The sequence below is a fragment of the Microbacterium shaanxiense genome (assembly GCF_054779995.1).
On the sequence record NZ_BAAGXE010000004.1, the window covers coordinates 85,960 to 97,808 of the forward strand.

The 11,849-nt window shown below is 66.8% G+C and carries 11 protein-coding genes and 1 tRNA gene; 3 read left to right on the forward strand and 9 right to left on the reverse strand.

The genetic code is table 11. The features are described 5' to 3' along the window. Nucleotides 1–60 precede the first annotated feature (60 nt). Together ACYVG2_RS13870 and ACYVG2_RS13875 are read left to right on the forward strand one after the other, a co-directional pair. Nucleotides 61–2,058: a DUF262 domain-containing protein gene (locus ACYVG2_RS13870; RefSeq protein WP_460781542.1), complete on the forward strand. Its 1,998-nt coding sequence runs from the start codon at nucleotides 61–63 to the stop codon at nucleotides 2,056–2,058. After that, a complete protein-coding gene (locus ACYVG2_RS13875; RefSeq protein WP_448965690.1) occupies nucleotides 2,058–2,354 on the forward strand; it encodes a hypothetical protein in 297 nt (98 codons plus the stop codon). The genes ACYVG2_RS13870 and ACYVG2_RS13875 overlap by 1 nt, the downstream gene beginning before the upstream one ends. Before the next feature lie 119 nt (nucleotides 2,355–2,473). Here ACYVG2_RS13875 and ACYVG2_RS13880 read toward each other — a convergent pair whose 3' ends face one another. The 3 genes from ACYVG2_RS13880 to ACYVG2_RS13890 all read right to left on the reverse strand — a co-directional run bounded on the left by ACYVG2_RS13880 (nucleotide 2,474) and on the right by ACYVG2_RS13890 (nucleotide 3,739). Next, complete coding sequence (locus ACYVG2_RS13880; protein ID WP_460781543.1) at nucleotides 2,474–2,950, reverse strand: hypothetical protein; 477 nt, start codon at nucleotides 2,948–2,950, stop codon at nucleotides 2,474–2,476. A 144-nt stretch (nucleotides 2,951–3,094) separates the two neighbouring features. Next, a tRNA-Ile gene (locus ACYVG2_RS13885) sits at nucleotides 3,095–3,169 on the reverse strand. Between the two features lie 33 nt (nucleotides 3,170–3,202). Next, complete coding sequence (locus ACYVG2_RS13890; protein WP_460781544.1) at nucleotides 3,203–3,739, reverse strand: gamma carbonic anhydrase family protein; 537 nt, start codon at nucleotides 3,737–3,739, stop codon at nucleotides 3,203–3,205. 130 nt (nucleotides 3,740–3,869) lie between these two features. Between ACYVG2_RS13890 and ACYVG2_RS13895 the strand changes: the two genes are divergently transcribed. Continuing rightward, nucleotides 3,870–4,355: a Dps family protein gene (locus ACYVG2_RS13895; protein ID WP_460781545.1), complete on the forward strand. Its 486-nt coding sequence runs from the start codon at nucleotides 3,870–3,872 to the stop codon at nucleotides 4,353–4,355. Between the two features lie 71 nt (nucleotides 4,356–4,426). Here ACYVG2_RS13895 and ACYVG2_RS13900 read toward each other — a convergent pair whose 3' ends face one another. The 6 genes from ACYVG2_RS13900 to ACYVG2_RS13925 form a co-directional block, all read right to left on the reverse strand. After that, nucleotides 4,427–6,541 carry an acyltransferase family protein gene (locus tag ACYVG2_RS13900; RefSeq protein ID WP_460781546.1) on the reverse strand — a complete coding sequence of 705 codons (2,115 nt, stop codon included), beginning with the start codon at nucleotides 6,539–6,541 and terminating at the stop codon, nucleotides 4,427–4,429. A 67-nt stretch (nucleotides 6,542–6,608) separates the two neighbouring features. Then, on the reverse strand, nucleotides 6,609–8,087 hold the full coding sequence (locus ACYVG2_RS13905) for an amidohydrolase (RefSeq protein WP_460781547.1): 1,479 nt from the start codon (nucleotides 8,085–8,087) through the stop codon (nucleotides 6,609–6,611). Further along, entirely contained in the window at nucleotides 8,084–8,728 is a 645-nt protein-coding gene (locus ACYVG2_RS13910; protein ID WP_460781548.1) for an FMN-binding negative transcriptional regulator, read from the reverse strand. The genes ACYVG2_RS13905 and ACYVG2_RS13910 overlap by 4 nt, the downstream gene beginning before the upstream one ends. A 9-nt stretch (nucleotides 8,729–8,737) precedes the next feature. Further along, nucleotides 8,738–10,246, reverse strand: a complete 1,509-nt coding sequence (locus ACYVG2_RS13915) for an alanine/glycine:cation symporter family protein (protein WP_460781549.1) — start codon at nucleotides 10,244–10,246, stop codon at nucleotides 8,738–8,740. 43 nt (nucleotides 10,247–10,289) lie between these two features. Then, complete coding sequence (locus ACYVG2_RS13920) at nucleotides 10,290–11,306, reverse strand: Fpg/Nei family DNA glycosylase (RefSeq protein ID WP_460781550.1); 1,017 nt, start codon at nucleotides 11,304–11,306, stop codon at nucleotides 10,290–10,292. A gap of 2 nt (nucleotides 11,307–11,308) precedes the next feature. Beyond that, nucleotides 11,309–11,812 carry a ribose-5-phosphate isomerase gene (locus ACYVG2_RS13925; RefSeq protein ID WP_460781551.1) on the reverse strand — a complete coding sequence of 168 codons (504 nt, stop codon included), beginning with the start codon at nucleotides 11,810–11,812 and terminating at the stop codon, nucleotides 11,309–11,311. Between the last annotated feature and the right edge of the window lie 37 nt (nucleotides 11,813–11,849).

Sequence of the window (11,849 nt, forward strand, 5' to 3'; positions counted from 1 at the left end):
CTAGACTCGTTGTCGGCGCAGCGCGGGATTGCGCCGTCGTGAGGAGCAAGAGCGAACAACATGGCAACCGCCACGAATGTCGAAGCGACCGCCGTCAACACGATCGAGTGGCTTTCCGCGCCGGGGACGACGATCGTCGTGCCGGTGTATCAGCGGCAATACCGCTGGGACATCGGCGGATGCGAACGCCTGCTCTCCGACATCCGTGCCGTCGCCCGCGAAGGTGAGACGAACCGTCACTTCATCGGTTCCATCCTCTCCGCGCAGGACGCCTCCGACATCGATCTGATCCTCATCGACGGACAGCAGCGCATCACGACCCTGATGCTGCTGGTCGCCGCTCTTCACCATACGGTCCGCGATTCCGAGCCTGCGATGGCGGCGGAGCTCGAGCGGGTTCTCGTGCGCGCGGAGGACCGGTCGCGCACCAAGCTGCGCCCCCATCACGCGTGGGCCGAGCTCTACGAATCCGTGGTTCTCGACCAGCGGGAGGATGCCGATCGCGAGTCGCGCTTCGACGACAACTACGCGTTCTTCCGCAGCCAGGTGCACGCCGACGAGGCGCCGCTCATCTGGCGCGGGCTGCAGAGGCTCGAGCACGTGTCGATCACGCTGGGGCCTTCCGCCAACGCGCAGCAGATCTTCGAGAGTCTGAATTCCACCGGAGAACCGCTGCGGGATCATGAACTGATCCACAACTACATCCTGATGGGGCTCACCCACGCCGAGCAGCTCGACGTCGAAGAGCGCTACTGGCTGCCGATCGAGCGTCACACGGGCGAGACGATCGGCGCGTTCTGGCGTCACTACCTCGTGATGACCACCGGTCGCGAGGTCGCGGCAGGCGGCGAGCACGGCGTGTACAGCGCGTTCCGGCACTCCTTCCCCCGCGTGGACGTGGAACGTCTGCAGGCGGATGCCGACATCTGGCGGCACTACGCCGAGATCTACGGCCTGCTGCTGGACCCGTCGGCTGAAGAGGATGCCGAGATCCGCAGGCAGCTCGACTACATCAACACGTTCGGCCGTGCGGCGTACCCCCTCGCGATGAGCGCCTACAGCGATCACGCACGTGGCCTCATCCCCCGCCGGGAACTGATCGAGACGCTCGAATGGATCCAGGCCCTCTACCTGCGCAGGGCCCTGGTCGGCCTGCCCGCAGAGCGGTTGATCGCCAGGCTCTGCCGCGCACGCGCCGAGGGGCGTGACGCGCTGATGCGCGCGTTCGCCCGGATCACACCTTCGGACGAACGCGTCAGCGCCGTGCTGAAGTACGCCGAACTCCCCCACGCCGCCTACGTGCTCGCGCGGCTCGAAGAGGTGGAGGACACGGCGGACTACGACGTCGAGCACATCGTGCCGCTCGTACCCAGCGACTCCTGGTCGGGCGACGGGACGAGGCCCTGGATCGACTACTCGGAGGACGAGCGCAACAGCCACCGCGCGCTCGCGCCGACGCTGGGCAACCTCACGCTGTTGGAGCAGGGCCTCACGGAGCGTGTGTTCGGCGCCTCCTACGACGACAAACGGCGTGATGCATACGCGCGCAGCGCGGTCGCGGAGACCCGCGCGCTCGTCGAGACCGAATCGTGGGGTACCGCAGCCATCTCGCAGCGCACGGTGCGGCTCACGGAGCGGCTGGTGCGCATCTGGGCGCGTCCCGCGCTCCCCGAGATCGATGACGACGCCTTGACACCCGTGCTCGACGCCGTACGGCGGCGCGGGTGGCCGGCGGGCTGGGACCGTGAGTTCGATTACGTCGAGTACCGGGGAGAGCACTGGGAGGTCAAGGACGTCCGCGCGCTCTTCAACCGGGTGTTCCGGCGCGCGTGGACGGACGCGCGGCCGGCGGCGCTCTCGTACAGCAGACGGCATGGCGGCCCCATATACGACGAGATGGCCTGGAAGGGTCATTGGGACGCCCTGGATGAGGAGAACTTCCTCTACATGGGCTGGGACTCGAATTACATGATGAGCGCCCTTCAGGGCGTTCTGGAGGAATCGGGTATCGCCGCCGAGGTGTTCGTGAAATACTCCTACATCGGGAACGTGATGTGATGCGACAGAAGACTCATACCGACGCGCCGGCCGCGCCGAAGGCAGCCGATCCGGTCGACCAGGCGTTCGAGGACATTTCACTCGGGTGGGACGCCGACGTCCCCCTGGAATGCGAATGCGACCACGGCGATGACGAGGCCTACGCGGCCTGCGGTCGCCGTGCCAAGTGGCGTGTGACGATCGACTGCACGTGCGGCGAGAACCATCCGCGCACGGTGGAGCTGCTGTGCACGAAGTGTCTGCGCACGGCACGCAAGGACCTCGGCAACGAGGCCATCACCGCACGTCCGTTGTGATCACCGTCGCCGCTTCAGGACATCGAATCGGTTACCGCACCGAGACTCCCTGACCGGGCGAACGGCTCTCGCCCGCCCGGAGGGCAGGCGAGAGCCGTGCGCGATCGTTCTGAGTCGATTCAGCGGAGGACGACGCCGATCGTCTCCGTGAAGGGCTCGATGTCGACGTTGGTCGTGATCGCGTAGCCCGAGCCGGACGGCCCGGTCGGGCGGATCTGGATGCGCACGTTCGTGACATCGGCACCGGTGATGATCGCAGTGATGGAGCCGTCGGCGTTCGCAGTGGCGACGATGCCCGTGGCGCTCACGAGCGCCAGGGTCACGCCGGCGTCCGGAATGATCGTCACACTGCTGCCTGCAGGAAGAAGTGCGAGGTCGCCGTTCGCGTCGCTGCCCTCGACCGTGAAGTTCGTGACATTGCCGCTCACGACGCTGACCGTCGCGCCCGTGGCCCAGAAGGTGGCCTCCGGCGGAGTCGTGGATGCTGCTGCCAGCGGCGTTGCAACGGCCGCAGCCACGACGGGCACTGACCATGCCGCGCCCTTGATGACGGTGCGGCGGGAGGGTCCGGAGGGCGGCGAGTCGTTCGTGCTCATATGCAGGTCCAATCAGAGTCTTCGGAGTCGGTTCTGTCGAACCAGGTGCTGAATGCAGCGAAAGATTATCCGCATCGCCTCGCGACGAGGCACTACATCAGCGCAACTCCGTATGAACACTGAGTGACGCAATGGGAACTCGAGTAGGGCGGGTGGGACTTGAACCCACGAATCGTCGGGTTATGAGCCCGCTGCCTTAACCAACTTGGCCACCGCCCCGCAGGGTTAATAGCCTAGCGGTGCCATTCGGTCTCAGAGCGACGTGGCCTCGCGATGCGTCTGCAGGTGCGAGTGATAGATCTCCGCGTTCGCGATGAGGCCTGCACGCTCCTCCGCGCTGAGCTCACGGCGAACCTTCGCAGGAACCCCTGCGACCAGCGAGCCGTCGGGGATCTCGGTGCCCCCGAGGATGACGGCGCCGCCTGCTATCAGGCAGCCCTTTCCGATCACCGCGCCGCTGAGGATCACGGAGCCCATCCCGATCAGCGATCCGTCGCCGATCGTGCAGCCGTGGACGACGGCGTTGTGACCGATCGAGACGTTCTCCCCGATCACCACGGGATGGCCGCTGTCGACGTGCACCGAGACGTTGTCCTGCACGTTGCTGCCGGCGCCGACGGTGATCCCGTCCGAGTCGGCTCGCAGCACCGCGTTGTACCAGACGCTCGCACCCGGTTCGAGAGTGACCGCGCCGATGAGCCGCGCTCCGTCGGCGACGAAGGCGTCATCCGCGATGCGCGGAATCTTGTTCTGAAGGGCCAGGACGGATGCTGTCGACGAGATGCTCATGAGGCGAGACTATCCTCACTTCCGCGTGTTTCCGCGGAAGTGAGCCGAGCCTCAGCTTGCTTGCGGAATGTTTCAGGCTGAGTAGCGTTATCTGCATAAGGTTCGAATTCGCCGTTCTGGAGGAAGAAAAATGAGCAAGGCACAGACCATCTCCACCACCGCCAGTGACCCGACGGTCGCCGCGGCCGCGGCGCAGTTCCTCTCCCCCGTCGTCCTCGGGCTGCAGGCTCTGACGATCAACGGCAAGCAGGCTCACTGGCATGTCCGTGGCGCCAACTTCATCGGCGTCCACGAGCTGCTCGACTCCGTCGTCGCGAACGCGGGCGCATTCGCCGACACCGCAGCGGAGCGCATCGTCGCTCTCGGTCTCCCGATCGACGCGCGACTCAGCGCGGTCGCCTCGAAGGCCGGCGCATCCGCCGTTCCGGCAGGCTTCACGCAGTCGGCTGACCTGATCCGCCACATCGTCGCGGACATCGATGCGATCCTCGTCGACACGAAGGCCGCCATCGACGGTCTCGATGAGATCGACCTCACGAGCCAGGACGTCGCGATCGAGATCATGCGCGGCCTCGAGAAGGACCGCTGGTTCCTCGTCGCTCACGTCGCTGAGTAATCGGAAGACACACGAAGAAAGGCACCGGATCCGTCCGGTGCCTTTCTTCGTTCCTTCGCGGGATGCGGCGATCAGCCCGCCGCCGCCATCGCGTCCTTGAGCGCCTTCGTGTACTGCGGCGCCAGCGTGTCGACGAACGTCACCGTCAGGTGGTCCTGATCCCGGTACACGTTCGCCCCGCCGATGACCGTCTTGCAGGTCTCGTCGTCGCAGAACACATCGGTGAAGTCGAGCAGTGTGACATTCTCGGCACCCTCGGCGGCATCGCGGAGCGGGTCGTCCTCGAGCAGGACATCCGACCGCGGTCCGTGGCATTCGGCCTGATCCCGGGTGCGCAGGCACTTGTTCGGGTCGGTCTCGAACACCGGGTTGTCGACGACCGTGACCACGGGGATGCCGCGCTCCGTCATGGTCGACCACGCCTCCTGGTACCCGGCCACCGCTGCGTCGTGAGCGGAGTCGAATCCGGCGGAGGAGTACGGCGTGTTCGAGATCGCGGAGGTGAAGACCACGTCGAAGTCTCGATCCGCGAGCTGGGCGTCGACGCCGGCGCGCCAGTCGGAGCATGCGGCGCCGAACGAGCCGCCGGTGGCCAGCGGTGTCGCGTTCCAGGGGCACGCGCCCTTGAAGAACGTCGTGAGATGCCAGCCTTCGCGGTCTGCGATGCTCTGGAACGTCGGGAGCAGCTGGTACGCGTGGCTGTCGCCCACCAAGGCGACCTGTGGCGCATCAGGATCGTCGACGCCGAACTCACACGACACGGGTCGGGAGTCGTTCAGCTGGATGAAGCACTGCTCGTCGGTCGGCCTGTCCACGCCTGCGAAGCCGGGAGCCGGGAGGATCGTGTCGAGCTCGGTGCCCGCGCAGGACTCATCGAGCACGGACGCCGCGCCGAAGCACGCCGGGGGGTTCTCGCGCACATCCTCGATCGCCTGCACGCCCTGCTGATACGCCGGAGCGTTGACCGCCCACCCGCCGACGGCGACCGCGCCCACCACCACCATCGCCGCGAGCGCCGACCAGAGCGTGACCTTCGGAGGCCGCGACGTGAGCGGCTTCCATGAACGCGCGGGGTCTTCCACGAATCGCTTGGTGAGCCAGGCGAGCACGAAGCAGATCACGAGCAGCGCGACACGGTGGTAGATCGTGAGTCCCCAGAACGGCACCGAGGGCGCGATGATGATCAGCGGCCAGTGCCAGAGGTACAGGCTGTAGGAGATGTCGCCGGTGAATCGCATGGGGGGAATCGACAGCAGCCGGGTCGGGTACCACCAGCGATCGGTGTTCGAAGCCATGATGATGGCCGCAGCCCCCAGCGTGGGCAGCAGCGCCGAGTAGCCGGGGAACGGGGTCTGCCCGTCGAATCGGAACGCGGTGTACACGAGCGCGATGATCCCGGCCCATCCGAGGATGAAGCTCAACGCCGCGTTGCTCACCCGCAGCAGCGGCACGAGGGCGATGATCGCCCCCACCCCGAACTGCCACATCCGCCCCATCGTGATGAAGTAGGCGGGTGCGGGGTCGGTGATCGTGTACACGACGCAGAACACGAACGACGCGACGGAGACGACTCCGATCGCGATCGCCGCGGCGCGCAGCCGGTCCCCGCGGAACCACTTCACCGCGACCCATGCCGCGAGCAGCATGATGAGCGGCCACAGCACGTAGAACTGCTCCTCCAACGACAGCGACCAGTAGTGCTGCACCGTCGTCGGGTCTCCGGAATGCGCCAGATAGTCGGCGGAGTTGAAGACGAGGTACCAGTTCTCCACGTAGAACGTGGAGGCGATGATCTCCTTGACCTCCGCCGGGAGGGCGGATGTCGGTGTGAGGAACGGGATCGCCGCGACGACAGCGCAGAACAACAGCACGAGAAGCGAGGCCGGCAGCAGACGGCGCGCACGACGTGCCCAGAACTGTCCGAGCTTGACGGTTCCCGTCGAGGTGAGCTCTCGAGCCAGGTGGGAGGTGATCAGGAAGCCTGAGATCACGAAGAAGATGTCCACGCCGACATAGCCGCCGCTGAGACGCGCAGGCCAGAAGTGGTACAGCACGACGAAGAGGACGGCGATCGCCCTGAGACCCTGCACGTGCGGGATGAACCGCGAGGATGCGGCATGCTCCGGTGAGCGCTCTCGTCGACGCTGGGACCGAGTGAGAGGCGGAGTCTGCGCTGTGGAGTTCACGGCTACAACGGTATCGTGCGCACGCTGAGATCACGCGCACCGCGGAGCGGTGGCGGCGTCTCCCCGATCAGCCCTGATGCGTGATGCGACCGCCGAGCAGCGTCGCCGGCACCGGCATGGTGCACAACATCGTCCCGTCCGCCGTGCGAGGATCTGCGGCGCACACCACCAGGTCCGCTGGTTCGCCCGGACGGACGGACGAGCGGACGCTCGCGAGGAGCGCTTCATCGATGCTGAGACGCTCCTCCGGATGCCACGGCTCACGTTCATCTTGTGTGCGGAGCACGGCCGAGGCGATCGACCGCCACGGATCCAATGGCGCCACCGGCGCGTCAGAGCCCAGTCTCAGTTGCGCGCCCGCACGCAGCAGGGACGCCATGGGATAGCCCACGGCCGTCTGCGCAGCCCAATATCCCTCGACGAGATCACGATCGTCGACCGCGTGCTGCGGTTGCACGCTGGCGGTGAGGCCGAGCCGGGCGAGACGGGCGAGATCCGCGTGGCGCACCAGCTGCGCATGCTCGATCGTCCCGGACGCACCGGTGACGGTCACCGCATCGAGTGCGGATGACACGGCGCGGTCACCGATCGCGTGGATCGCGACGCCGAGACCGGAGCCCACGGCATCCGTCAGGAGTCCGATCAGCTCGTCGGGTGCGATGTTGAGCACGCCGAAGTCGGCAGCGTCGCCCGGATACGCGTGCGAGCACGCAGCGGTGCGTGTGCCGAGCGATCCGTCCGTGATGATCTTGAGCGCTCCGATGCGGACGAACCCACCGGTACCCGGCAACGTCTCACCCGTGCGGAAACCCGCCGCGATGGCTCGTTCGAGATCTGCCGGGTACACGGCGAACTCCACGCGCTGCATCGCGGGGCCCGCGCCCGCGCGGCGGACCCAGGCATCGGCGTTCCACGCCATGTCGAAGTCGACGATCCCCGTCACTCCCCTTGCGGCTGCCGCCTCCGCGGCCACTCGCACCGCACGATCGCTGTGATCCGGCTCGACGGCATTCACCCGCTTCGAGATCTCGAACGCGTCCTCTTCGCGCAGCATGCCATCGGGACTGGAGAAGCCCTCGCGCCGGAGCGCCGCCGAGTTCAACCACACGCTGTGCACGTCGGCGTTGATCAGATACGTCGGCACCGCTCCGGTCGCCCGATCGAGCACGTCGAGTGACGGAGCATCATTCCAGAACGCGTCGCGGAATCCCGTACCCACCCGGCGCCCGTCTGCCAGCGGTGCGACGCCCGACATCCTCGACGCGGCATCGACAGCTGATGCAGCGGCCGAGAGTCGCTCGCGCTCGGACGCCAGCGCCCACTGAACTGTATGAACGTGGTTGTCCCAGAGCCCAGGAACGACCCACGCGCCCTCCGCATCGAGGACCTCGCCTTTCACCGGCAAGGCGCCGGCCGGAGCGATGTCGACGATCTGTGCGCCATCGATGTGGATGTCGACCGGCTCCTCGTCGGCGAGGAACTCGCGCCCTGGTCCGGCGACCCGCGCGTTCAGGATCGCCGAGACGTGGGTACCGACCCCGCTCATGCCGTTCGGCCGGGCCGAGCGTCCTGCGCTCTGCGCATCTCGTCGGCCAATGCGGGATTCGCGTACACGCCGTCGCCCTGCAACTCGGCGATCACGCGTTCGACCGTCGCGGCATCCTTGTTCTGACTGAGCTTGCGCTTGGCCACCACCCGAGTCGGAGTCAGACGGAATCCGACCGTGCCGGCCGCGAGCCGGCGCACGAAGGCTTCGTCGTTCGGTCGTTCCCACATCAGCCGCGGATCGGGCATCCGGCCCTCGAACCGTTCGACGAGCCGGTCCAGCACTCGCAGGTTCTCGTCGTCGGTGAGGATCTCCGGCACCCCCGACAGATGCACCGCGATGTAGTTCCATGTGGGAACCGCCTGCGTCTCGGCGCCGTACCAGCCCGGCGACACGTACCCGTGCGGACCCTGGAAGACCACCAGCAGCTCACGCTCTCCCATGCCGTGGATCAGGTCGTCGGGTCGGCCGACGTGCCCCACGATCGTGAGGTCGTCGTGGTCCTCATCGAGCATCATGACGTAGTGCGAGGCGACCTGTCCTTCGTCGCCGTCGCTGACGATCGTGGCCCACGGATTCTGCTCGATGACACGGCGCATCTCGGCGACGTCGGCAAGAGTGAAACTGGGGTTCTGACGCATACGCCCAGCCTAGGGCTGCGGGAGGATTCCGTCCTTCCGGCCGGGTGACGCGGCGGCAACGGCGCCCTCCGTCTTCCACTCCTCCCATCCGGGAGTGCCCGCCATGAACGCGTCGATCTCCTCGCGGCTCGCGCGCAGCTTGGGGTCGTGCTTCAGGTACTGCCTCGTCTCGCGGGCGACCAACCCGGAGAGCACCAGCAGGCCGATCAGGTTCGGGAAGGCCATCAAGCCGTTCATGGCATCGGAGAACGCCCAGACGACACCGAGCTGCACAGTGCAGCCGACGAAGACGACCAGCGAGAAGAGGATGCGGAAGGGTACGACCGCGCGACGCCCGAACAACCGCTCGACGTTTCGCTCGCCGTAGTAGGACCAGCCGAGGATCGTCGAGCCCGCGAACATCACGAGCCCCAACGTGACGATGATGTGACCCCAATCGCCCGGCAACCCGTGCGAGAAGGCTTCGCCCGTCATCAGGGCAGGGCTGATCTGCTCGCCCGTGTCCGGATCGATCTGATTCCACGTTCCGGTCGCGATGATGACGAGACCGGTGCAGGTCACGACGATGATCGTGTCGATGAACGTCTGCGTCATCGACACGAGCCCCTGGCGGACCGGGTGGCTCGTCTTCGCAGCCGCTGCGGCGATCGCTGCGGAACCCATGCCGGATTCGTTCGAGAAGATGCCGCGGGCCACGCCGAACTGCACGGCGATGATGATCGCCGATCCCGCGAATCCGCCCACGGCGCTGGTGCCGGTGAACGCCTCGGTGAAGATCTGCGCGAACGCGGCGGGAAGCGCGCCCACGTTGGCGATCAGGATGTAGATCGCCCCGAGCACGTAGAAGACGATCATGATGGGCACGAGACCCGCCGTGACCCGCCCGATGGACTTGATGCCGCCGACGAGCACGACCAGTGCGAACGCCGTCAGCGCGAGGCCGGTGACCCAGGTCGGGACGTTGAAGCTCGACTCGAGGTTCGTCGCGATCGAGTTGCCCTGGGTCATGTTGCCGATCCCGAAGCACGCGATCACGGCGAAGATCGCGAAGGAGAGACCCAGGATCTTGCCGATCGGCCCCTTGATCCCGCGCTCCAGGTACTGCTGCGGTCCGCCGTTCTTCTCACCCGCCGAATCGGTCGTCCTAAAGCGCACACCGAGGAAGGCCTCGGAGTACTTCGACGCCATGCCGAGCAGTCCGGTCACCCACATCCAGAACAGCGCGCCGGGCCCGCCGATGCCGATCGCCGTCGCGACGCCGACGATGTTCCCCGTCCCGACCGTGGCAGCGAGTGCCGTCGTCAGCGCCTGGAACTGCGAGATGTCGCCATCGGATCCCGGATCCTTACGGGTCAGCAGGCCGAGGCGCAGAGCGGAGCCCAGGCGGATGAACTGCAGCCCACCGAGGCGGATCGTGAGATACAGCCCGGTGCCGAGCAGGAGAGGTATGAGGAACCAAGGTCCCCAGATCCAGCCGCTGAATGTCTCCAACGCGCTCTGCACGCCTGTGAGGTCCATGATGCTCCTGTCTGCGTCGGTGCGATCGATGGGACCACACTAGTCAGACCTGGCACCTCGGACACCAGTAGAGCTTCCGCGCGCCGAGTTCTTCGAGGGCGATCTCGGTTCCGCACACCCTGCATGGCAGGCCCGCACGGTGATACACCCAGTGCCGGTCGTCGCGGCTGGCCATCGCGGCTCGGTAGTCCGCCGGGGAGAGGTCGTCCATGGTCATCATCTGACCGGTCTCGACGCCGATGGCGAGCAGACGCACCCAGTCGTGCCACAGCTGTCGTACGATCTCCTCCGGCACGTCGCGCCCCGGCCTGTGCGGATCGAGCCTCGCGCGGTACAGCATCTCCGCACGGTAGACGTTGCCGATCCCGCTGACGACGGACTGGTCCATCAGCAGCAGGGCGATCGGGGTCTGCTTCTTGCGAACGGCCTGCACGAAGCGCTCCTCGTTGGCGACTGGATCGCCGACGAGGGGGTCCGGTCCGAGCTTGGCGACGCTCGCGAGCATCTCGTCCGGCGTCTGCAATTGGCACGCCGTGGGACCGCGCAGGTCTGCCGCGGTGATGTCGGTCATCAGTCGCAGCCGCACCTGGCCGACGATGGGAGGGGGCCACTCGGTGCCCTCATCCGCAAGGCCCCTGGTCTGCTCCGACATCCGCACGTGCACCCGCGCGCGCCGGGGGGCGCCGATCGAGGCCAGCGAGTTCTCCCCGGCGCTGTCGAGGATCGGGGCGCTGTCGAGGATCGGCGCATCCAGATCGGTGCCCCGCTGATTGGTCTGGCCCATGCGTCCGTTCGCCGAGGCGATGGTCGGATCGATGAGGATCTCGCCCGCGAAGTCCCATGCACCGTAGAGGCCGAGGTGCACACGCAGCCAGACGTCACCCTCCGCCTCGAGGAACATCTGCTTGCCGACAGCCTTGACGCTCATGGCCTCGCGGCCGTCGAGCACGGCCGCTCCCTCCGCGAAGCGGCCTTGAGGGCTGGACGCCTGCAGTCGCTTGCCGATGAAGTTGCGCTCGAACTGCCGAGCGATCCGGTGGACGGAGTGACCCTCGGGCATGTTCAGGCCTGCGGGTCGGGCAGTTCGCGCGGGTCGGGAAGCAACGAGCCGTCGCGTTCGAAGTCCGCGATCTGTCCGATGCGGCGCACGTGGCGTTCGTCGTTCGAGAACGGCGTGGAGATGAAGCGGTCGATGAACGAGGTGACCTCTTCGAAGGTGTGCTGGCGTGCCCCGATCGAGATGACGTTCGCGTCGTTGTGCTCGCGCGCCAGTTCCGCTGTGGACAGGTTCCACACCAGCGCCGCGCGGATGCCCTGCACCTTGTTCGCGGCGATCTGCTCGCCGTTGCCCGAGCCGCCGAACACGACGCCGAGGGCTTCGACGCCCGCGACCTGATCGGCGACGACGCCCTGCGCGGCACGGATGCAGAACGCCGGGTAGTCGTCGACCGCGTCGTACTCGAGCGGGCCGTGGTCGATGACCTCGTGGCCCGCGGTCCGCAGATGATCCTGCAGCTTGGTCGAGAACTCCAGCCCCGCGTGGTCGGTGGCGATGTGGATGCGCATGCTCACCATCCTAGAAGCGTCGAGGCGCGGGCCCGCG